22 protein-coding genes are annotated in these 20782 nt (G+C 41.9%); 13 read left to right on the forward strand and 9 right to left on the reverse strand.

The annotated features are described in order from the left end of the window. Positions 1-47 precede the first annotated feature (47 nt). Both H5181_RS13785 and hemG (H5181_RS13790) read left to right on the forward strand, forming a co-directional pair. On the forward strand, positions 48-1505 hold the full coding sequence (locus tag H5181_RS13785; RefSeq protein WP_011635508.1) for a TrkH family potassium uptake protein: 1458 nt from the start codon (positions 48-50) through the stop codon (positions 1503-1505). After that, positions 1505-2035 carry a menaquinone-dependent protoporphyrinogen IX dehydrogenase gene (hemG, locus tag H5181_RS13790; protein WP_182751310.1) on the forward strand — a complete coding sequence of 177 codons (531 nt, stop codon included), beginning with the start codon at positions 1505-1507 and terminating at the stop codon, positions 2033-2035. The genes H5181_RS13785 and hemG (H5181_RS13790) overlap by 1 nt, the downstream gene beginning before the upstream one ends. A gap of 115 nt (positions 2036-2150) precedes the next feature. Here hemG (H5181_RS13790) and H5181_RS13795 read toward each other — a convergent pair whose 3' ends face one another. Then, on the reverse strand, positions 2151-2456 hold the full coding sequence (locus H5181_RS13795) for a metalloregulator ArsR/SmtB family transcription factor (RefSeq protein WP_011635510.1): 306 nt from the start codon (positions 2454-2456) through the stop codon (positions 2151-2153). A gap of 198 nt (positions 2457-2654) precedes the next feature. Here H5181_RS13795 and hemG (H5181_RS13800) point away from each other — a divergent pair, with 198 nt between their 5' ends. Further along, a complete protein-coding gene (gene hemG, locus H5181_RS13800) occupies positions 2655-3200 on the forward strand; it encodes a menaquinone-dependent protoporphyrinogen IX dehydrogenase (RefSeq protein ID WP_101087375.1) in 546 nt (181 codons plus the stop codon). Positions 3201-3291: 91 nt separating this feature from the next. Here the strand turns inward: hemG (H5181_RS13800) and H5181_RS13805 are convergent, their stop codons facing one another. The 5 genes from H5181_RS13805 to def are packed head-to-tail and all read right to left on the reverse strand — an operon-like array spanning position 3292 to position 8929. Beyond that, on the reverse strand, positions 3292-4734 hold the full coding sequence (locus H5181_RS13805) for a TrkH family potassium uptake protein (protein WP_182751311.1): 1443 nt from the start codon (positions 4732-4734) through the stop codon (positions 3292-3294). Between the two features lie 6 nt (positions 4735-4740). Then, a complete protein-coding gene (gene trkA / locus H5181_RS13810) occupies positions 4741-6150 on the reverse strand; it encodes a Trk system potassium transporter TrkA (RefSeq protein WP_011635513.1) in 1410 nt (469 codons plus the stop codon). Between the two features lie 16 nt (positions 6151-6166). Beyond that, a complete protein-coding gene (gene rsmB / locus H5181_RS13815; protein ID WP_123882227.1) occupies positions 6167-7450 on the reverse strand; it encodes a 16S rRNA (cytosine(967)-C(5))-methyltransferase RsmB in 1284 nt (427 codons plus the stop codon). A 1-nt stretch (position 7451) separates the two neighbouring features. Beyond that, on the reverse strand, positions 7452-8408 hold the full coding sequence (fmt, locus tag H5181_RS13820) for a methionyl-tRNA formyltransferase (protein ID WP_123778749.1): 957 nt from the start codon (positions 8406-8408) through the stop codon (positions 7452-7454). A gap of 8 nt (positions 8409-8416) precedes the next feature. After that, positions 8417-8929, reverse strand: a complete 513-nt coding sequence (def, locus tag H5181_RS13825; RefSeq protein ID WP_041413263.1) for a peptide deformylase — start codon at positions 8927-8929, stop codon at positions 8417-8419. 126 nt (positions 8930-9055) lie between these two features. Between def and H5181_RS13830 the strand changes: the two genes are divergently transcribed. The 6 genes from H5181_RS13830 to hemF all read left to right on the forward strand — a co-directional run bounded on the left by H5181_RS13830 (position 9056) and on the right by hemF (position 13900). Next, positions 9056-10162: a LysM peptidoglycan-binding domain-containing protein gene (locus tag H5181_RS13830; RefSeq protein ID WP_182751312.1), complete on the forward strand. Its 1107-nt coding sequence runs from the start codon at positions 9056-9058 to the stop codon at positions 10160-10162. Positions 10163-10245: 83 nt separating this feature from the next. After that, positions 10246-11262, forward strand: coding sequence for a DNA-processing protein DprA (dprA, locus tag H5181_RS13835; RefSeq protein WP_182751319.1), 1017 nt, complete (start codon positions 10246-10248; stop codon positions 11260-11262). Positions 11263-11264: 2 nt separating this feature from the next. Then, positions 11265-11738 (forward strand): DUF494 family protein, encoded by a 474-nt coding sequence (locus H5181_RS13840; protein WP_011635519.1) that lies wholly within the window; start codon positions 11265-11267, stop codon positions 11736-11738. A gap of 59 nt (positions 11739-11797) precedes the next feature. After that, positions 11798-12361, forward strand: a complete 564-nt coding sequence (locus H5181_RS13845) for a type I DNA topoisomerase (RefSeq protein ID WP_059746089.1) — start codon at positions 11798-11800, stop codon at positions 12359-12361. Positions 12362-12396: 35 nt separating this feature from the next. Beyond that, a complete protein-coding gene (locus H5181_RS13850; RefSeq protein WP_059746088.1) occupies positions 12397-12963 on the forward strand; it encodes an L-threonylcarbamoyladenylate synthase in 567 nt (188 codons plus the stop codon). A gap of 4 nt (positions 12964-12967) precedes the next feature. Beyond that, positions 12968-13900, forward strand: a complete 933-nt coding sequence (hemF, locus tag H5181_RS13855) for an oxygen-dependent coproporphyrinogen oxidase (protein ID WP_011635522.1) — start codon at positions 12968-12970, stop codon at positions 13898-13900. Here hemF and H5181_RS13860 read toward each other — a convergent pair. After that, entirely contained in the window at positions 13897-14331 is a 435-nt protein-coding gene (locus tag H5181_RS13860) for a group II truncated hemoglobin (RefSeq protein WP_182751313.1), read from the reverse strand. The genes hemF and H5181_RS13860 overlap by 4 nt on opposite strands. A 159-nt stretch (positions 14332-14490) precedes the next feature. Here H5181_RS13860 and H5181_RS13865 point away from each other — a divergent pair, with 159 nt between their 5' ends. From H5181_RS13865 to H5181_RS13880, 4 genes are read left to right on the forward strand one after another with little or no spacing between them, the layout of a single operon-like run. After that, complete coding sequence (locus tag H5181_RS13865; protein ID WP_182751314.1) at positions 14491-15873, forward strand: amidohydrolase; 1383 nt, start codon at positions 14491-14493, stop codon at positions 15871-15873. A gap of 11 nt (positions 15874-15884) precedes the next feature. Continuing rightward, positions 15885-17141, forward strand: a complete 1257-nt coding sequence (locus tag H5181_RS13870; protein ID WP_182751315.1) for an amidohydrolase family protein — start codon at positions 15885-15887, stop codon at positions 17139-17141. A 56-nt stretch (positions 17142-17197) separates the two neighbouring features. Continuing rightward, on the forward strand, positions 17198-18031 hold the full coding sequence (aroE, locus tag H5181_RS13875) for a shikimate dehydrogenase (RefSeq protein ID WP_182751316.1): 834 nt from the start codon (positions 17198-17200) through the stop codon (positions 18029-18031). Next, entirely contained in the window at positions 18031-18288 is a 258-nt protein-coding gene (locus H5181_RS13880) for a DUF1488 domain-containing protein (RefSeq protein WP_059746082.1), read from the forward strand. Before aroE ends, H5181_RS13880 begins: the two co-directional genes overlap by 1 nt. Here H5181_RS13880 and H5181_RS13885 read toward each other — a convergent pair. Together H5181_RS13885 and H5181_RS13890 are read right to left on the reverse strand one after the other, a co-directional pair. Next, positions 18285-19493 carry a sensor domain-containing diguanylate cyclase gene (locus tag H5181_RS13885; protein ID WP_182751317.1) on the reverse strand — a complete coding sequence of 403 codons (1209 nt, stop codon included), beginning with the start codon at positions 19491-19493 and terminating at the stop codon, positions 18285-18287. The two genes, H5181_RS13880 and H5181_RS13885, sit on opposite strands and share 4 nt — an antisense overlap. A gap of 196 nt (positions 19494-19689) precedes the next feature. After that, positions 19690-20235 carry a gamma carbonic anhydrase family protein gene (locus H5181_RS13890; RefSeq protein WP_182751318.1) on the reverse strand — a complete coding sequence of 182 codons (546 nt, stop codon included), beginning with the start codon at positions 20233-20235 and terminating at the stop codon, positions 19690-19692. Between the last annotated feature and the right edge of the window lie 547 nt (positions 20236-20782).

Below are 20782 nucleotides of genomic sequence, written 5' to 3' on the forward strand. Positions count from 1 at the left end.
CACTCAATTGTTAAATTCGACGCAGCACAACTTAAACAGAACCCTTAATGCAATATAAAACAATTATTAGAATCACCGGTTTGCTGATGGGATTATTTTCAATCACCATGCTGCCGTCAGCATTAGTGGCTATCTTATATAAAGATGGTGGTGGTACTGCATTTATTCAGGCCTTTTTTGTCAGTATTTTTCTGGGCTTTTTATTATGGTATCCCAACCGCCATCAAAAAGGCGATTTACGCACCCGAGAAGGATTCTTGATTGTAGTGTTGTTCTGGACTGTGCTTGGATCGATAGGGGCACTGCCGTTTATTTTTTCTAATAACCCCGATTTAAGCTGGACCGACAGTTTTTTTGAATCGTTTTCGGCCTTAACGACCACGGGAGCGACCGTGATTGTTGGGCTAGATGACTTGCCTAAGTCAATATTGTTCTATCGCCATTTACTGCAGTGGATGGGCGGCATGGGTATCATCGTACTCGCTGTGGCCATTTTACCTCTGTTGGGTATTGGTGGTATGCAGCTGTATAAAGCTGAAGTGCCAGGTCCGGTTAAAGACACTAAGGTTACTCCCCGTATAGCCGAAACAGCCAAAGCCTTATGGTATATTTACTTCTTGCTTACTACCGCTTGTGCATTGGCATTTTACTTTGCCGGTATGGATGCATTTGATGCTATTTGCCATTCATTTTCGACTATTGCTATTGGTGGTTTTTCGACTCATGATGCCAGTATTGGTTACTTTCAAAGCCCGTTGATTAACGTGATTTGTGCGTTTTTCTTGTTGATTGCGGCAGTCAATTTTAGCTTACACTTTGCCGCATTTACTCGCCGTGGCATTAACGTCAAAGTATATTTAAAAGATGCAGAATTTAAGGTGCTTATTGCGGTGCAGCTGGTATTGACCGCAATTTGTTTTGCTACCTTGTATCAGTCTGGAATTTACGACTCCCCAGAGAAAACACTCGATTACGCCTTCTTTCAAGTAGTCTCGATTTCAACAACGGCGGGTTTTGGCACTGAAAGCTTCCATTCCTGGCCGTTGTTTTTACCTATTCTATTAATATTCTCAAGCTTTATTGGTGGTTGTGCTGGCTCGACTGGCGGCGGCATGAAGGTGATTCGTTTAATTCTATTGGTGCTACAAGGGTCGCGTGAGCTGAAGCGACTTGTTCATCCTAAAGCTATGTATTCCATTAGAATTGGCTCGACGGCCTTACCCGATAGAATTATTGATGCGGTATGGGGATTCTTCTCTGCTTATGCTTTAGTGTTTGTGGTGTGTATGGTGATTTTAATGGCAATGGATATGGACGCCATTACTGCATTTAGTGCAACGGCAGCCAGTTTAAATAACTTAGGCCCTGGTTTGGGTGATGTAGCATCAAATTATTCCAGTATTTCAGACGGTGCTAAGTGGGTACTGGTGATGGCAATGCTATTTGGCCGATTAGAAGTGTTCACCTTATTGGTGCTATTTACCCCCACATTTTGGAAGAATTAATGTTAAATACTGTAATTTTATATTCAACGGTCGATGGGCAAACACTGGCAATTTGTCAGAAAATTAAGCAAATATTAGTTGAGCAGGGTGAGCAAGTTAGTGTGGTTAATCTCGCTGAAGCTCAGGCTGATGATTTAGCTAGTGTTGATAAAGTGGTTATTGGTGCCAGTATTCGATACGGCAAACATCGACCAGAATTATTCAAGTTTGTTGAGCAACACAAAGTACTACTAGACACTAAGCACAATAGTTTTTTTAGCGTAAACGTTGTGGCAAGAAAGCCTGAAAAAAACACCCCTGAAACTAATCCATATATGCAGAAGTTTTCAAATTTATCAGCCTGGAAACCTCAGTTATTAGGTGTTTTTGCCGGTAAAATTGACTACCCTCGTTACCGATTTTTCGATAAGTTTATGATCCGATTTATCATGTGGATGACCAAGGGACCGACAGATACTCAGGGTACGTTTGAGTTTACTGACTGGGGCAAAGTAGATGACTACGCTAAACAAATAGCAGCGCAAAAATAATTCATACACAATAGCGTGCCCAATATGCCTTATTGAAAACGCCGTTTACTCTATGTGACTTAAGTATCTAAGTTGTTTAAATCTTAGTCACAGTAGTTGTTCAGTCAAACAGTTGTTAGGCACAATAGCGTCGATGTAGTATCGAGATCACTTCGGTGACTTGCTCATTTTTAAGCGTGTAGTAAACAACTTGTGAGCTCTTACGAGTGTTGACCAAATCTTGGGTACGCAGTACCGCTAAATGCTGTGACAAAGCTGATTGGCTCAGTGGCACGGTCTCATTTAATTCAGTGACACTTAATTCTTGTTCTAACAATAAACATAAAATCATTAAGCGGTAAGGATTCGCAATGGCTTTTAGCCATTGTGCTGCCGTTTCTGCATTATTAAGCATGGTTGCAACATCGATATCTTGCTTCATGAGTGTCCTTATATAACCTTAAATTACGATCTGGTTTGGGTTTTCTGTATTTTGTTCATTATCATACTTCTGCATCATGGAGATCTCAATTTTAACTATTAAATATATGAGCTATTTCTAATTTGTGATCATTGCAGAGGTTTAAAAAGGCTTTTTTTGCCAAACTGAGGCAAATAATCCAATAATGAGAATTGAAAAATGGCCAATATTTTAGTGTTATATTATTCCCGAGGTGGCCATACGGCACATATTAGCCGAGCAATAGCAGAACAAATTCAATCTAAAGGCGATCATTGTGATGTTGTTAATCTTCAAGATAAAGCACCAATTGAATGGTCCAAATACCAAGCTGTTGCGTTAGGGGCTTGTGTATTATATGGCTCGTATCATAAATCGGTGTTTGAGTTTGTGCGTGAAAATCAGCAGCATTTATCGCAACTACCAAATAGTTTTTTTTGCGTCAATGTTGTGGCTCGTAATCCTGAAAAACGCATTCCGGAAAATAATAAATATCTACAGAAGTTTTTAACTTTATCTGAGTGGCAACCGCAAGATGTGAAAATTATTGCCGGTAAAGTCGATTATCCTTCTTGGCCTTGGTATGACAGCTTGATGATTCGCCTTATCATGAAAATGACCGATGGCCCCACCGATCCAACAGCCATTATTGATTATACCGATTGGAATGATGTGAAGGTTTATGCTGATCATATTGCCAAGTTAGCGACAGTCGTACCTGCGTAGTGATTATACCCAACAGATGGTTAACTAAGGCTCATCAGTGACAGGTTAACCATCCACCCAGCCGCATCTTAAGACGATAATCCAACCTATATTAAAAACGCCAAAATTTAGGATGAAACAACACTGCAACAGTCAGTATTTCTAAGCGCCCTAATAGCATTCCCATTGCCAATGCCCACTTAGCGACGTCGGGAAGCGAGGAAAAGTTTCCAGCAGGACCAATAATCGGACCTAGGCCTGGCCCTACGTTTGCCACTGCTGTTATTGCTCCGGTAAAGCTAGTCATTGGATCTAATCCGGTCAGTACGAGTGTGAGCGACAGTAATAATATCACCACTATCATCAGCATAAAAAAAGCCATTATTGAACGAACAATGTCATCTTGAATGCGGTGGCCATTGTATTTGTCTTTAAACACGCCATTGGGATGGAATTGCTGTTTAATCTGCTGACGCATAATTGAGAATGCTATTTGAAAACGAAATATTTTTATGCCACCAGATGTTGAGCCTGAACAACTGCCTATAAACATTAAAAACAGAAATACGACACTGGCAACAGATCCCCACGATTGATAATCGGTTAGTCCGTAACCGGTTGTCGTGATGACCGAAATAACATTGAAGCTAGCAAGTCTTAATGCATCTAAAAAGTCTATTTGCTGATGTTGCCACAGCCAAAAGGCTAATGAGAATGACACCAGTAACACAAAGCGTAAAAAGCCTATCACTTGTTGATCATTCCATAAGCGTAAGCTGCGTTGTTGTATGGTTTGAACAAACATTAGTAACGGTAATCCACCCGCTAACATAAACACAATACCAACCCAATGTGCCTCGTGTGAAAAGGCCGCCATTGAGCTGTCTGAAGTGGAATATCCACCTGTTGATAATGTGGTCATGGCATGGTTGATAGCTTCAAACCAATGCATGCCAGCAAGGTGATAGGACAATGTGCACAGTAGTGTTAAGGCGACATAGATCAGAAATAAATGTTTGGCCATGTGCTGGGTGCGAGGAATCGTTTTGTCGCTCCAGTCTGATGATTCAGTTCTAAATAAGCGCATTCCCCCCACGTTCAAAAACGGCAGGATTGCCACGGCCATTACAATGAAACCAATGCCGCCAAGCCATTGCAATAATGAACGCCAGACTAAGATACTATGGTCCATACTGTCTAAACCGGATAATACTGTTGAACCGGTAGTGGTTATGCCTGACATCGTTTCAAAAAAAGCGTCAGTATAATTAATACCGTGATAAAGCGTGAAGGGCAGTGCGGCGAATAAGCTCACGACAAACCAAGTGATACTGGTCAACATAAACATATCGCGAATGTTAAGACTAAAATGATGGTTGCGACCATTTTGAATGCACAAAATAGCAATAAAGCCGGTAAATAAACCGGACATCATAAAGTCACCGATGGTTTCTTCGCCATAAAATAGTGCGAAAGCCATTGGAACTAACATAAATCCTGTCAGTATTGAGAGAAAAATACCGAGGATGAAAATGATTTGTTTGACGTTAAACATAAGAACTTAAAAGAAAAAAGCACTTGGTTGAAACAGTTTCTCTACGTCACCGATGAACTTCTTATTCACTAAGAATAAAATAACATGGTCACCCTGTTCGATTACCGTTTTGTCATGGCCCATTAACACTTCATCATTACGTACAATGGCACCAATAGTTGTGCCTGGCGGTAGTTTGATGTTGCCAATCTGTTTGCCGACAACTTTTGACGTGCTTGAGTCTCCATGGGCAATCGCTTCAATGGCTTCTGCTGCACCACGGCGTAATGAGTAAACATTACATATATCACCTTGGCGAATATGAGTCAGTAACGCTGAAATGGTGGCTTGCTGAGGAGATATGGCTATATCAATGTTAGCTTCTTGCACAATATCAACATAGGCTTCACGTTGAATAAGTACCATGACCTTTTTCGCCCCCATGCGTTTAGCAAGTAGGGCAGACATAATATTGGCTTCGTCATCATTGGTGACAGCGATAAACACATCGGTTTGATCGATATTTTCTTCCAACAGTAATTCTTGGTCTGAAGCATCGCCACAAAACACGGTGGTTTTTTCCAGTTTTTCTGAAAGTAACTCCGCGCGTTCTTGACGGTGTTCAATTAACTTAACCGAATGAGTACGTTGCAACTTTTGCGCAAGACCAAAACCAATATTACCGCCACCCGCAATCATGATATTGCGGTACGAATTATCCAGTTTTTGCATCTCACTCATTACTGCACGAATATGACGACTATCGGCGACGAAAAATACCTCATCATCGGCTTCAATAATGGTCGTGCCGCGCGGCATGATAGGCCGGCCTTGCCTAAAAATAGCGGCAACGCGGGTATCAATATTGGGCATGTGCTCACGTAATGTGGCTAATGCGTTACCCACTAATGGGCCGCCATAATAAGCTTTAACCGCAACAAGACTTAGCTTACCTTTAGCAAATTCAAGTACTTGCAGTGCACCTGGGTATTCTACTAATCTTTGTATGTAAGCGGTCACTAACTGCTCAGGTGCAATCAGCTCATCAATAATAAAACCGCCACGTGGCTTAGCGTCACCGCTTTTAATTTCACTATTGATAAACAGTTTATCTTGAAGTTCTAAATAAGCTTCTGAGCGAATACGAGCAATTTTAGTTGGTGTACCAAATAAGCTGTAAGCAATTTGACAAGCTGCCATGTTACATTCATCGCTATTGGTTACCGCAATGAGCATGTCAGCATCTTCTGCACCAGCTTCTTTTAATACACTCGGATGAGCGCCATGACCGACAACAACACGTAGGTCAAACTTGTCTTGTAATAGCCTTAGCCGAGCGCGATCACTGTCGACGAGTGTGATGTCGTTATTTTCACCGACTAAGTTTTCAGCTAACGTGCCGCCTACTTGCCCAGCCCCTAAAATAATAATTTTCATGGCTTGAGGTACATCCTTAAATTGCTTTAACTAGGCGCGCGTAATAAAAGCCGTCCATATTGTCTTGTCCTGGCAAAATTTGCCAACCGATATCACTGATATGAGCTTGTTGCTCTATCGGTACTAAACTCGCATCGGCTGTCCGTGCTAGAAACTGTTCAACTTGTTGGCTGTTTTCCTGCGGTAAAATAGAGCAGGTTGCATATAATAAAGTGCCACCCGGTTTAAGCCATTGCCAACAATGATCCAATATCTGTTTTTGTAGGTTGGCTAACTCTTCAATATCGCTATTTTTACGTAACCATTTTATGTCTGGATGACGGCGAATTACCCCAGTTGCAGAACAAGGTGCATCAAGCAAGATTCGATCAAATTGTTGTCCTTGCCACCATGATGGAATATCTGCCGCATCGCCGTGAATAAGTTGCGCTTTTAAATGCAACCTGTCCAGATTTTGTTGTACCCGAGCAAGGCGTTTTTGATCAAAGTCGACAGCGACTAAATTGATAGTGGGAGCAAGCTCTAGTAAATGGCAACTTTTGCCACCAGGCGCGGCGCAGGCGTCTAAAACAAGTTCATCTGCTGTTGGTGCGAGTAAGGTTGCAGCCCATTGTGCCGCACCATCTTGGACCGATGCTGCGCCTTCCATAAAGTCGGGTAATGCAGCGACATCTTTTGCGCTTTCGAGCAATATAGCATTTGGGCTTGAACCGGCTTGGGCTGAAATATCATGTTGGGCTAGTGCCGCTAAATAAGCATCACATGTCTGTGATTGCTGATTATTACGTAGCCACATTGGCGGACGCTGGTGGCTCTGCTCAATAATGTCTTGCCAGTTATCTGGATACGCTTGTTGTAAACGCTTAATAAACCAAGCTGGAGTATTAAAGCGTAGCGTGTCTGAGTCAGTATTTAATTCGCTATCTTGACGCTGAATATTACGCAATACGCCATTGACCACTTTCACCAAGCCATCAAAACGTAATTGTCTGCAAGCTTCTGCCGTTTCTGAAATCGCCGCATGCGCTGGGATACGGGTAAAGTAAAGTTGGTAACAACCTACTATCAGCAGTTGATGCAATATACGCTGTTTACCTTTAAACGGTTTCGCTAAGCAGTCACTTACACACTTGTCTAGTTGCGGTAATTGACGCATAACGCCGTAACATAATTCAGCTAATAAGGCTTTGTCTTTGCCATTTTGTAAGTGTTGCTGTTGATCGGGTAGAGCCACCGATAACGAAATTCCTTTTTCAAGGACTTCATAAATCGCTTTAGCTGCTAGTGCGCGAACATTCATGCTAGTTAGCCTCTTGGTTTAAACACACACCTGCGGTAAACCAATCACCACGAGCATTAAGAATGTCGGCCACATCAAGCGGCTTTTTGTTGGGCAGTTGCATGGTTTTAATCATTAACTTGCCGTCTGCGGTAGCAATTTCAATACCTTGCTTGGTCGCTGCAATAATGGTTCCTGGCGCTTGCGAGCAGAGTTCTGCGCTGTAATCTGCTTGCCACACTTTAATCACGCTTTGTTGGTGTTCAAAATAACTTACTGGCCATGGATTGAAGGCGCGAATGTCTTGCCACAACTGTTTTGCGCTTTTATTCCAATCAAGACGAGCTTCTTCTTTGGACAATTTTTCAGCGTAGTTAGCCAGAGTTTCATCTTGCTTTTGTGCTTTGAGGCTACCATCACTTAAACCAATCAGTGCTTGTACTAAGGCTTTTGGCCCTTGTTCTGCTAGCTTTTCATAAAGGCTAGCCGAGGTATCCGTAGCCTCTATCGGTAAGTGCGTTTTGAGCAGCATGTCGCCAGTATCTAGGCCAATATCCATCTGCATAATGGTGACACCTGTTTCGGTATCACCTGCCCATAAAGCCCGCTGTATTGGAGCGGCTCCACGCCAGCGAGGTAAAATTGAACCGTGCACATTGATACAACCTAAACGCGGGGTATCAAGCACTACCTTTGGCAGAATCAACCCGTAAGCCACAACAATCATAATATCTGCATTAAGAGCTGCTAATTCCGCTTGTGCCTCTTCATTACGTAATGATGCAGGCTGAAATACCGGAATAGCATGCTCTAAAGCCAAAGCTTTTACTGGGCTGGCGGTGAGTTTCTTACCTCGACCAGCAGGCCTATCTGGTTGAGTATAAGTCGCAATCACATCGTGTTCAGAGTCGATGAGTGCTTGTAAGTGTCGAGCTGCGAAATCCGGAGTACCGGCAAAGATAATTTTTAACGGTTTCAAATTTTTTCCTATGCTTCTCTAGCATCTAAACGAGCTTCTTTTTCAAGCTTAGTTTTAATGCGTTGACGTTTTAGAGGCGATAAATAATCGACAAATAGCTTACCTTTAAGGTGATCCATCTCGTGTTGAATACAAATAGCAAACAACTCATCTGCTTCAACGATAAATTCTTTACCGTGACGATCTAGCGCTTTTAAGGTGACAAATTCAGCACGGTCAACTTTGGCATAAATACCGGGTACCGATAGGCAACCTTCTTCATTAGCCAAGTCACCACTGCTAGCCACTATTTGAGGATTAATAAAAATAGTTGGCCGTTCAACCTCATCTTGTAGATCCATCACAATCAATTGTTGATGAAAATCCACTTGAGTAGCAGCTAAACCGATACCTTTCTCTAGGTACATGGTTTCGAGCATGTTATCTATTTGTGTCTGTAATTGTGGACCGAAATCCGTTACAGGTTGAGCAATAGTGCGTAAACGTTCGTCTGGAAAGCGTAAAACATTAAGTAATGGCATATATAAACTCTTAGCAAGTCTGTCAAATTTCAGCCAGTTAGCTATACTGGCCATTGCGATTAGGGTAATTTTAATCCTTACAGCCTATCAATAACAGCAAAAAGCTCTAATAAAGAGCTAAACAACATGGACTGCACCATGAAACGCCTACTTTTACTTGCTTTTTTATGTCTAAATTCTTATTGGGTCAATGCTGATACATTAACCTTGAAAGCTGGACACCCAGATACGTATATCGTCAAAAAGGGCGATACTCTGTGGGATATTTCTGGTTATTTTTTAAATGACCCATGGCGTTGGCCTAAATTGTGGGGGGGCAACCCACAAATTGCTAACCCACATTTAATTTATCCTGGTGATCGACTGACATTAGTATTTATTGATGGTCAGCCCCGTTTGGTTGTTAAGCAGCACATTAAAAAGAGTCCAGAAGGACGTGTGATATCGAAAGATGGTCCAATTCCTCCTGTTGACCTTGCGTTAATTAAGCCCTATTTAGTACAGAATAGAGTGGTCGATCCTACTTGGTTACCGGGACTGCCGATTGTCATGAGTGGTGAAAGTCCATCAATTCATCATGTGGTCAATGACGTTGTATATGTGAATGCGAAGCTTGAGCAAGGTCTTAAAGTGGCAATTTATCAAACTGGACGTGAGTTTTTTGCTCCAGATAGCGGTGAATTATTAGGCCAAGAACTTATTTTAACTTCGAGTGGACGTGTTATCGAGTCTGGCGATATATCAAAAGTTGAATTACTGAGCAGTTTACGTGAAACCAAAGGTGGCTTTCATGTTGCACCTGTAGAAGATGAAGCGTTAATGTCTGCTTATTTTATTCCTAAAGCGGCAGAGTTAAGTGTTGCAACTTCTATTATCGGTACTATTGGTAATCTTCGTGAAGCAGGTAAGTTAGACGTTGTCTATATTGACCGTGGTGCCAATGACGGCGTTGAGACTGGGCATGTTTTTTCAATGTATCGTGATGGCGAAAACATTATTATTGATAATGATGGTAATCCTGTTCGCCCTCTTGACCGTTCATCTTACGATAAAGTGTTGGCGAAATTTTCAGAAGATACTGCATATAAAATGCCCGATGTTTTTCATGGTAATTTGATGGTTTTTAAAGTGTTTGATAGAACCAGTTTAGGGCTGATTATGTTTAACGACCATCCAGTTCGAGTGGGTGATAAATTAACAAAACCAAATCCATTGACGATTAAAGGTGAATAATTTCAGATAAACTGGTCGACTGGCTAGTTGTTTGTGCAGTATCTGGGCTAGGACCTGCTCGGATTCAACAATTGTTAACTCAAATGGACGTTGAAGAGATTCGTCAACGTCTAGAGTTTGAACCACAGGCCTTGCCTTTATCGGCAAGCCTGTTGGCTAAATGCCATATCGACTTTAATAAAGTAGAGCAAGCCCTAACTTGGCTCGATTCGCAACCTAATCACTACATTGTGACCCTCTCTGATCCTCTTTACCCTCCATTACTTGCACAAATATCAGATCCACCGCAGGTATTATTTATTAAAGGCTCGATAGAATCCCTTTTATTACCGAGTATTGCGATTGTTGGTAGCCGTAATGCCTCTCGAGGCGGCTTAGATATGGCAGCAGATCTTGCTGGTCATTTAGCTAATCAAGGTTTTTCGATCACTAGTGGCATGGCGACGGGTATTGATGGTGCAGCCCATAAAGCGACTTTGGCGGTTGATGGAACGACCATGGCCGTGTTGGGTTGTGGGGTAGAGTGTATTTATCCTAAGCGTCATCAACACTTGTATCATGGCATTATTAATACCGGTTGCGTAATCAGTGAATACTGGCCAAGTATAGGGCCTTTTGCTGGTAACTTTCCTCGGCGTAACCGGATTGTCAGTGGCTTAAGTCTGGGTACCGTGGTAGTAGAAGCAAGCCGTAAAAGTGGTTCATTAATCAGTGCTAGGCTGGCAATGGAGCAAAATCGTGAAGTGTTTGCTGTACCAGGCTCCGTGTTAGGAGGATATAGCCAAGGTTGTCATGATTTGATTAAAAATGGTGCAAAACTTGTCGAGTCTGCTGCCGATATAATAGAAGAATTAGGCTGTTTATCAGATTATCACCTTGAACAATTGCATCTACGGCACCATATACAGGATAATGATGTTAGTGATTTGCCATTTCCTCCGCTGTTAGCTAGTGTAGGATATGAAACTACCGCGATAGATTCGGTAGTTGAGGATAGTGGGAAACCGATAGATCTGGTGTTAATACAAATGCTTGAACTTGAATTACAAGGGTGGGTTGCAGCTGTGCCCGGTGGTTACGTCAGACTAAAGAGGAGTTAGCCATGTTCGATATCCTCATGTATTTATTTGAAAATTATGTTCATAGTGAGATTGAGTTATTAGTTGATGAAGATGAACTCACTAAAGAGTTAACCCGTGCGGGTTTTCATCAAGTTGATATTATCAAAGCACTTTCTTGGTTAGAGCACTTAGCTGATCTACAAGAGAGTGATAAACCGTACTTGTGTAATCATGCACAACATTCATTCCGTATTTATACTAAAGCGGAAATGGCCAAATTAGATGTTGAGTGTCGTGGTTTTTTACTGTTTTTAGAACAGATTCAAGTGCTCAGTGTCGAAACTCGTGAAATGGTTATTGACCGTGTTATGGAGTTAGATGAGCCAACATTAGAGTTAGAAGATCTCAAATGGGTGGTATTAATGGTACTATTTAATGTGCCAGGAAATGAGTCAGCCTATGAGCAAATGGAAGATTTAATCTTCGAGCAGCCAGAGGGGCGCTTACACTCATAACAGAAAGGAGGCTTAGCCTCCTTTTTTAGGTCTATAGAATATTACTCACAGAGAAACCCATGTCGAAAATTGATCAGCAACTTTTTACTGTCCACGAACATGCATTGGAGAAAGAGTTTGAGCTTTGTCCTGTTTGTGGTGCTGAGTTGTCGGTTAAACACAGTAAACATGGCAGTTTTGTGGGATGTAATAACTATCCAACCTGCGATTATACCCGTCCGCTAGTACAGCATGAGTCGATTGAAACCCAAATTATTAGCGGTTCTGAATGCCCTAAATGTGGTAATGAGTTGGCTGTTAAGTCTGGTCGATTTGGTATTTTTATCGGCTGTACGCATTATCCTGAATGTACCCACATTGAAAAACATGACCACGCCAACGAAGCTGAGCAGATAACTTGCCCACTGTGTAAAAAAGGCCATCTAGAGTCTCGTACTAGCCGGTATGGCAAAACTTTTTTTGCATGTAGTGCCTACCCAAAATGCAAGTTTATCGTAAACTACCCTCCACATAATGAAGCATGCCCAGAGTGTGGCTTCGGCATTTTAGTCGAGCGTAAAGGTGCGGCTGGTAGCCGAGTCGAGTGTCCGCAAAAATCCTGTAAATATAAGCGTGCTTTATAACTTTTTATATCAATAATTTGATGGAAGGAAATTCAATGTTGCAACTGCAGCCATCGGCTGTCGCCACCACAATACAACAAGGTGGCGTGATAGCTTACCCAACAGAAGCTGTATTTGGTTTAGGATGTGATCCTGATAATGATAGTGCTATCGAGAAACTGTTGGCAGTAAAGCAGCGTCCTTGGCAAAAAGGCTTAATTTTGGTGGCCAGTTCATTTGAGCAACTATTACCTTATCTTGATATCACTCAATTAACTGAGCAACAACTGCAGTTTGCTCAATCAAAGTGGCCAGGGCCATTTACGTTTGTTATGCCTATTCAGTCACACGTATCAAAATTATTGTGCGGCGAGTTTGATTCAATTGCCGTAAGGGTATCTGCTCACCCAGTAGTTCGAGAGCTATGCGACACCCTCAATAAACCTTTAGTATCGACAAGTGCCAATTTAGCTGGTGAGCAACCGGTGGTCGATGCACAACATATCATCACTGATTTTAGCGATAAAATTGATGCATTGATTTTAGGTAAGCTGGGCGAACAACGTCAGCCATCAACCATCATCGATGCTCGCAGTGGTCAAATTCTTCGTAATGGAAGCTAATACTATGTCAAACACCTCTTCCCATGTGCCAGACGCACAACAAGTAAAATCGTTTTTGTTGGGATTACAGCAAAATATTTGTCAGCGTTTAGAGCTGCTCGACGGTAAAGCGACGTTTAAAGCTGATTCGTGGGAACGTGAAGAAGGTGGCGGTGGTACGAGTCGAGTATTAACTCAGGGCCAAGTGTTTGAGCAAGCCGGTGTTAACTTCTCACATGTAATGGGCGCCGCTATGCCCGCATCGGCCACGGCACATCGTCCAGAATTAGCTGGCAGAAGTTTTGAAGCTATGGGGGTGTCATTGGTTATTCACCCTAATAATCCGTTTATTCCGACCACGCATGCTAACGTGCGTTTTTTTATTGCCCGTAAAGAAGGGGCTGATCCGGTATGGTGGTTTGGTGGTGGATTTGATTTAACGCCTTATTATCCTTTCAAAGAAGATGTCGTTAGCTGGCACCAAACGGCTAAAGATATTTGCGATCCATTTGGTGAAGACGTTTATCCCAAGTATAAAAAGTGGTGTGATGAGTACTTCTTCTTACCGCATCGTAATGAAACCCGTGGTGTCGGTGGATTGTTTTTTGATGATCTTAACGAACCTGGTTTTGAGCGAAGCTTTGAGTTTATGCAAGCGGTAGGCAACGGTTTTATTGAAGCTTATGCGCCGATAGTCGAACGCAACAAAGAGTTAGAATATGGCGATGACGAACGCCAGTTCCAGCTTTATCGCCGTGGTCGCTATGTTGAGTTTAACTTGGTCTATGATCGTGGCACTTTATTTGGCCTGCAAACTGGTGGCCGAACGGAATCCATTTTAATGTCGATGCCACCATTGGTTCGCTGGGAATATGCATTCACCCCAGAAGAAGGGACTGCAGAAGCAGAGCTGTATGACATCTACCTAAAGCCACAAGATTGGTTGGCTGCGGTCTAACGATTACGCATATTGTCAGCTAGTGTAGAAATAGCCTGAATAATCACTTGTTGATGTTCAGGCTTTTTTATGTTGTTTTGAATGGCTGCACGCATACAGATTAACCATTGATCTCGCATCGATTCATCAATAGCAAAAGGCATGTGCCTGGCGCGTAAAGCCGGATGACCATGTTTTTGTTGATACAGTTGCGGACCACCTAACCAACCACTTAAGAACTCATACAGTTTTTGTTCAGACTCTTGCATTGGCGAACGATGCATCGCTAATAACACTTGGGTTTCGGGGCGCGTTTGCATCTGTTGATAAAAGTCATGGGCAATAGCGCGGATCACCTTATCGCCACCAATGAGGTCGTAGGCATTTGATTGCGCTGTGTCTCTGTCATCAACAGCTTGCGGCTTAGTGAATAATTTACGTAACCAGTTCATATTGTCAGTGTTTAAGAGTGTCGGCGTTATTATAACGAAATCGATGTCATGGCAGGATCATTTTATTGTTAACGTTTTGATACCAATTATTTAACGATTAGGCTGTATTTCGGCAGTTAACTTGGTTAGATTGGTCGCAAAATAAGACAGGAGATCCCAATGGCAAAGTTAATGCCTTCTTTGGTAGCTGTGGCGCTATCAACTGCAATTGCAGGTTGTAGCCCAGCAGAACAACAAGACCCCAAAATCACAATCAATGCCAATCCGTATCCAAGTACTTATCAAATACTGCCTAATTCAACCACGCTGCTTAAAAATGCCATTGTATTAACCGGTACTGGTGAGCGTATTGATGATGCTGATGTATTGATAAAAGACGGCAAAATTAGTGTTGTGGGTCAACAGCTTTCCGCTGAAGGTGCAGTAGTTGTCGACGCTAAAGGCAAATGGATTACCCCAGGTATCATTGATGTGCATTCACACTTAGGGGTTTATCCAAGCCCAAATGCCGAGTCACACAATGACGGCAATGAAATGACTAATCCGGTAACCGCTGAAGTATGGGCTGAGCATAGTGTATGGCCGCAAGATCCTGGGTTTAACCGTGCCCGAGAAGGTGGTATCACCACGCTACAGATTTTACCAGGCTCAGCTAACCTTATTGGTGGCCGTGGAGTCACGCTCAAAAATGTCCCCGCGACAACCATGCAAGCGATGAAATTTCCTGCCGCGCCGTATGGATTAAAAATGGCCTGTGGTGAAAACCCTAAATCTTTATATGGTAGCCGTAACGAATTACCCATGACACGTATGGGTAATATGGCGGGCTACCGCACGGCATTTATTCAAGCCACAGAATACAAACGTGCTTGGGATAAATATGATGCTGAATACGCCGCTGGTAAGAACCCTGTAGCACCTAAGCGCGACTTAATGAAAGATACGCTTAAAGGTGTGCTTGAAGGTGATATTTTAATTCATAACCATTGTTACAAAGCTGAGGAAATGGCGATGATGATCGACCTAGGTAAAGAGTTCCGTTATCACGCTGGCACATTCCATCATGCTGTAGAAGCATACAAAATTGCCGATTTATTGGCTGAAAATGGTCACTGTGCAGCTATGTGGCCAGATTGGTGGGGCTTTAAATTAGAAGCTTATGACATGGTGCTTGAAAATGTTGCCATGGTCGATGCGGTTAAAAACTCTTGTGCCGTCGTACATTCAGACTCTGGCGTAACCATTCAGCGCCTTAATCAAGAAACGGCAAAAATCATGAATAACGCGAATGATAAAGGCTTTGACTTAAAAGCTGAGCACGTAATTGGTTGGATTACTGCTAATGCGGCAAAATCATTGGGTATTAGCGATAAGACCGGTTCACTCGAAAAGGGTAAAAATGCAGATGTGGTTGTATGGAATACCAACCCGTTTAGCGTATACGCCCAAGCTGAACAGGTATTTATTGACGGTGCAAAAGTGTATGACCGCCAAGATCCTGCCTACCAGGCACAAAGTGACTTTATGTTAGGTCAACAATAAGGAGCAAGACAATGACACTATTTAAAAAATCTGCACTTGCTTTAAGTTTATCGGTCGGCCTAGCATTGAGTTGTGCGGTTCAAGCTGAAAGTATAGCAATTATCCATGCCACAGTGCATACCGCCACAGAGCAAGGGGTATTAACCGATGCTACTGTTGTGATTGAAGACGGCACTATTGTAGCCATTAATCCGGCGTCACCGACTGCTGATACCGTGATAGATGCTAAAGGGGCAATATTAACTCCAGGCTTTATCGCGAGTATGAATGATTTAGGCTTAGTAGAAATCGGTGCGATAGCCTCTTCACGTGATGCTTACGAAAAAGAAGCTGATGTCATTTTTGATCCTAGTTTAGCTTACAACCCCAAGGCGTCTACGGTGCCATTTGCTCGCAAAGGCGGAATAACTCGTAATGTAGTGTCATCTGGCGGTGGCGAAGGCATTTTTGCAGGACAAACATTTATTGTAGATTTAAGTGGTGATTGGGACAGTATACTGGCCGCTAACACCGGATTAGTGGTTGCATTAGGTGCGATAGAAGAAGGCTCGCGTGCTGCAGGAATGCAGCAATTGATCCATAAACTTGAGGATGCTAAAAAAGCGCAAGCCAAAAAGAGTAAAGCGAAAAAAACAGCTGACGATGATAGTGATGCACAAAGTCGTGAAGATGATATTATTAACGCGGTACTCGCGGGTGAAAAACCATTAATTATCGCAGTAGACCGTGCCAGTGATATTTTGCATTTAATTAAGCTTAAACAAGACTTGAGCATAGACCTTGTTTTGGTCAATGCAGCTGATGCCGTATTAGTGGCGGATAAGCTCGCGCAAGCAAATATCCCTGTGGTTATTGATAGCATGCGTAACTTACCAGAAAGTTTTGATTCGTTGCATAATTCACTCGAAAATGCAGGTAAACTAGCAAAAGCGGGTGTCAAAGTAGCCATTGCTTTACCTGGTGATAGCCATGGTATTTACGCACTCCGTTTTAGTGCCGGTAATGCGGTTGCTAACGGGATGAACTATGAAGATGCTCTGGCTTCTGTGACGGCAAATGTGGCTGATATTTTCCATTTAGACTCCGGGCGTATTGCGGTCGGTAAGCCAGCAGATTTAGTGTTATGGAGCGGTGATCCTTTCGAGTTTAGTAGTAAAGTACAAAAGATGTGGATTGCAGGAGAGGAGCAAAGCACTGACAGTCGTCAAGACAAGCTCCGTGATCGCTATTTACAAAAAACAGCAATGCCTGAAGCATATAGCCGATAACATCTCACTCTTTACGTGGGATGTTTCCCTAAATCGTTAATGAAGAGACAAAGCGAATGACAGATAAATATGCTGTATTTGGCAATCCGATAGCGCAAAGTAAGTCACCATTTATACATACTGAGTTTGCCAAGCAAACTCAGCAAGACTTAAGCTATGAAGCTATTCTCGCGCCTGTCGATCAATTTGACTCTTCGTTAGCGGCATTTTTTGCCAATGGTGGTAAAGGTGCCAATGTTACAGCACCTTTTAAAGAACAAGCATTTTCCATGTGTGACGAACTCAGTGAAATGGCTAAACTCGCTGGTTCAGTAAATACCCTGTTTAATTTACCCGATGGTAAAATTGGCGGTGACAATACCGATGGTGTTGGCTTGGTGAATGACCTTGAAATGCTGTTTGGTTCGCTAAAAGGTAAGCGAGTGTTATTGGTGGGTGCTGGTGGCGCGGCAAGAGGCTGTATTTTACCTATATTACAGCACAATGTGGCTCAGTTGATTATCTGTAATCGGACTCACGAAAAAGCAGAGCAACTTCAAACCTTATTCAATGAGTACGGTAACTTTTTTGCTAAACCCATTGAAGAGCTAATATCGCCATTTGATTTAGTTATTAACTCAACTTCAGCTGGTCTATCTGGACAATTAATTGCCTTGCCTAGCGTTATAGTCGATGAAACAACAGATTGTTACGACATGACTTATAGCCAACAAACCACTGTTTTTAATCAATGGGCTCAAGCGCAAAATGCGCGTAAAACTGCTGATGGCTTAGGTATGTTGGTTGGTCAAGCGGCTAAAAGCTTTAGTTTATGGCGTGGGATTACTCCTGATACGGGTTCGGTTATGCGAAAACTGCGTGAATCATTAGCGCAAGAGGCAATAGATTAATGAATCAAAGCGTAATATTTACCGATCAAGTCTATCCCGAAACCAATCAAGTGAAGTTTATTGCTCAGCAACAAGGCGTAAATATCAACTGTTATGCCAGTTTCTCGGTCATCAGTGAGCTTTGCGACAAGCAAGTTGTCAGTGGAAGTAATGCCGTGTGTTTATTTGAGCAATGTCGTTTTGATCTTGAAGACCAGGCAGAAGCATTGATCGAACAAGAAGCTTTTAATGACAGTGGTGACATTATACTAGCTTAAGGCTGAGCCAGTTGTTTCTTCAGTCGCTTTTGGCTATACATATTATTATCTGCCTGTTTAAACGCGTTAGCCCAATCTTGATCATACTGAGCAAATCCGTAGCTAAAATGAATCGCGGGGCTTAACAGCGCTAGATCATGCTGCAATTGTATTACTTGTTGCTCTAAGACATCGATGGGGCCACGACATAATGCAATAAATTCATCACCGCCATATCTCGCGACTAAAAAATGAGGATGCCACATTGATTTTAGTGATTGTGCAAAGGCCTTCAATGCATCATCACCAGTTTGATGTCCGTACTGATCATTTAACGGTTTTAAGTTATCCATATCCAAAATAATGATATAGCTTGCTAACTCAGGGAGGTGTTGCCATTGCAGAATCGTTGCATCAAATTTTTTGCGATTATACAGCTCGGTTAAGCCGTCATAATCAGCCAGGAGCTCAATTTTTTTAGACTTTTGGTACAGTGAAATTGCGTTAGCGGCTTCTGATGTAAGAATATTAACCAAATTAATATCGAAATCACCAAACGCTTCCATCTTGCTACTGTCTAAATTCATCATCCCGTAAAGCTTGTCTTCAATTCGGATAGGGCTAGATAAAGTTGAAGAAATAGGTTTTGTTGATGCATTTGGTAGAATAAATTGATCATATCTTTTTGGGCTTTTAGCATTGATGTTACTAATGACAACAGTTTTATGGCAATGTCCTTGAGTCAATCGGTATAAAAAGGTTTCTTCTAGGGTAAAGTTAATATTTTGCAAGGCATCAATATTTAGTCCTATAACCGATTCAAACTGTAACTGATTAGTCTGATTATCTACCAATATGATACTGCCCATTTCTGCGTCATCTATAACACTTATCGCTTTCAGTAATAGCGCATCCAAAAAAGCTTGTTCTGAATCGTATTGACTAGATAAATTGACTAGCTCATAAGTCGTATCGTTAATGTGGATTACATGTTCCAAATGTTGCCAAAGGCGTAACATATTTTGTCTATGGGTAAAATATGTTATGGCATAACAAATAGTGTAACCACAACCAATAAGAGATAAGTATTGATAAGCACTACTAGTATCAAACGCTGTAAATGTGATAATACTGATTAGCAATAAAGGGATGACCAAGAATAGTAAATGCTGCTTAATATCAAGGTAGCCGACATATTTAGTGGTAACGCGATTTTGGGTTTTCACTTAACTATCCTTGTTAAAAAATCGGCAATACTGGTTAGTATTTATAACGCAGTACAGCATATCCTAATGAGTAGCTATCATATAAGACCATATTAGTTTATCAACCTATAGTATAAAATATGTTTGGAGCGAGCTATTTTGGCGGGGCCATGTAATGGACCAAGAAAAATTGATCCATTACATTAAACGAGCAGGTTTATTGTTGTAGGTCTACCAAGTATTCATTTTTTAAACGGACATAATTATCCGCTGACAGTGGTAAAAATGCACGTTCGGCTTCAGTTAATGGCCTTACTTGTTTACATGGACTGCCAACATATAAATAACCACTCTGCAAAACTTTATTGGGAGGAACTAATGAACCGGCTCCCACAATCACATCATCTTCTACTATTGCACCATCAAGTAAGATAGCACCCATACCGATAAGTACGCGATGACCAATCTTGCAGCCATGCAGCATAGCTTTGTGACCAATAGTGACATCATCACCAATAATCAATGGATGCCCATCAGGGTTTGCCGAAGACTTACGGCTTACATGTAATATGCTGCCGTCTTGCACGTTACTGCGTTTACCTATACGTATCTTATTTACGTCACCGCGCGCAGCAACTAATGGCCAAACACTCGCGTCATGATCTAATTTAATGTCACCAACCAGCACTGCAGACTCGTCAACATAGACGTTATCAGCTAAATTAGGGTGTATTCCTTGGTAAGTTCTTATATTAGTCGACATAACAATCCTTATAGATTCATGGTTTGTGACAGTATAATGCTTAAAAACTAGCTGGTCAGGCTAAATTATCCGCAAACAAGCCAGAAATAACAAATAACCTTAAAAAAGGCCTTGCGCAAAAACGTGTGGTGCCTATAATGCGCATCCACTGACACGGCAGACAGCGCAAGCGGTTACCGAGTCAGGTTGAATTAAGTGCTTAAAAACACTGAGTTCAAGGCGAAAAGAAAGTTTGAAAAAACACTTGACGCCAACACGGGAAAGCGTAGAATACGCACCCCAAGCCAACGACCTAGCGTCAGCGGCCGCTGAATGAAAAATCGAAAGATGTTCATGCTAGCAACGTTCTTTAACAATCTAAACAAGAAATCTGTGTGGACATTCACAGGTATTGAGTTATTCGAAATTGTCTTCTGTTCTTAGGAATGTTGGCAATCAAAAAATTTAAACTCAATGCAACGATGAATGTTCATAGTAATATGTACAAACATTATTTAGATTCTTCCGAGTCTAATTAATGAAATCAGAATTCATTGAGCCGAAACCT

The sequence above is a fragment of the Shewanella sp. SG44-2 genome (assembly GCF_014164215.1).
Classification (GTDB): domain Bacteria; phylum Pseudomonadota; class Gammaproteobacteria; order Enterobacterales; family Shewanellaceae; genus Shewanella; species Shewanella frigidimarina.

Coding starts and splice junctions, on each gene's coding strand:
- H5181_RS13785 (WP_011635508.1), top strand. CDS start 48: ATGCAATATAAAACAATTATTAGAATCACCGGTTTGCTGATGGGATTA.
- hemG (WP_182751310.1), top strand. CDS start 1,505: ATGTTAAATACTGTAATTTTATATTCAACGGTCGATGGGCAAACACTG.
- H5181_RS13795 (WP_011635510.1), bottom strand. CDS start 2,456: ATGAAGCAAGATATCGATGTTGCAACCATGCTTAATAATGCAGAAACG.
- hemG (WP_101087375.1), top strand. CDS start 2,655: ATGGCCAATATTTTAGTGTTATATTATTCCCGAGGTGGCCATACGGCA.
- H5181_RS13805 (WP_182751311.1), bottom strand. CDS start 4,734: ATGTTTAACGTCAAACAAATCATTTTCATCCTCGGTATTTTTCTCTCA.
- trkA (WP_011635513.1), bottom strand. CDS start 6,150: ATGAAAATTATTATTTTAGGGGCTGGGCAAGTAGGCGGCACGTTAGCT.
- rsmB (WP_123882227.1), bottom strand. CDS start 7,450: ATGAATGTTCGCGCACTAGCAGCTAAAGCGATTTATGAAGTCCTTGAA.
- def (WP_041413263.1), bottom strand. CDS start 8,929: ATGCCATTACTTAATGTTTTACGCTTTCCAGACGAACGTTTACGCACT.
- H5181_RS13830 (WP_182751312.1), top strand. CDS start 9,056: ATGGACTGCACCATGAAACGCCTACTTTTACTTGCTTTTTTATGTCTA.
- dprA (WP_182751319.1), top strand. CDS start 10,246: ATGGACGTTGAAGAGATTCGTCAACGTCTAGAGTTTGAACCACAGGCC.
- H5181_RS13840 (WP_011635519.1), top strand. CDS start 11,265: ATGTTCGATATCCTCATGTATTTATTTGAAAATTATGTTCATAGTGAG.
- H5181_RS13845 (WP_059746089.1), top strand. CDS start 11,798: ATGTCGAAAATTGATCAGCAACTTTTTACTGTCCACGAACATGCATTG.
- H5181_RS13850 (WP_059746088.1), top strand. CDS start 12,397: ATGTTGCAACTGCAGCCATCGGCTGTCGCCACCACAATACAACAAGGT.
- hemF (WP_011635522.1), top strand. CDS start 12,968: ATGTCAAACACCTCTTCCCATGTGCCAGACGCACAACAAGTAAAATCG.
- H5181_RS13860 (WP_182751313.1), bottom strand. CDS start 14,331: ATGAACTGGTTACGTAAATTATTCACTAAGCCGCAAGCTGTTGATGAC.
- H5181_RS13865 (WP_182751314.1), top strand. CDS start 14,491: ATGGCAAAGTTAATGCCTTCTTTGGTAGCTGTGGCGCTATCAACTGCA.
- H5181_RS13870 (WP_182751315.1), top strand. CDS start 15,885: ATGACACTATTTAAAAAATCTGCACTTGCTTTAAGTTTATCGGTCGGC.
- aroE (WP_182751316.1), top strand. CDS start 17,198: ATGACAGATAAATATGCTGTATTTGGCAATCCGATAGCGCAAAGTAAG.
- H5181_RS13880 (WP_059746082.1), top strand. CDS start 18,031: ATGAATCAAAGCGTAATATTTACCGATCAAGTCTATCCCGAAACCAAT.
- H5181_RS13890 (WP_182751318.1), bottom strand. CDS start 20,235: ATGTCGACTAATATAAGAACTTACCAAGGAATACACCCTAATTTAGCT.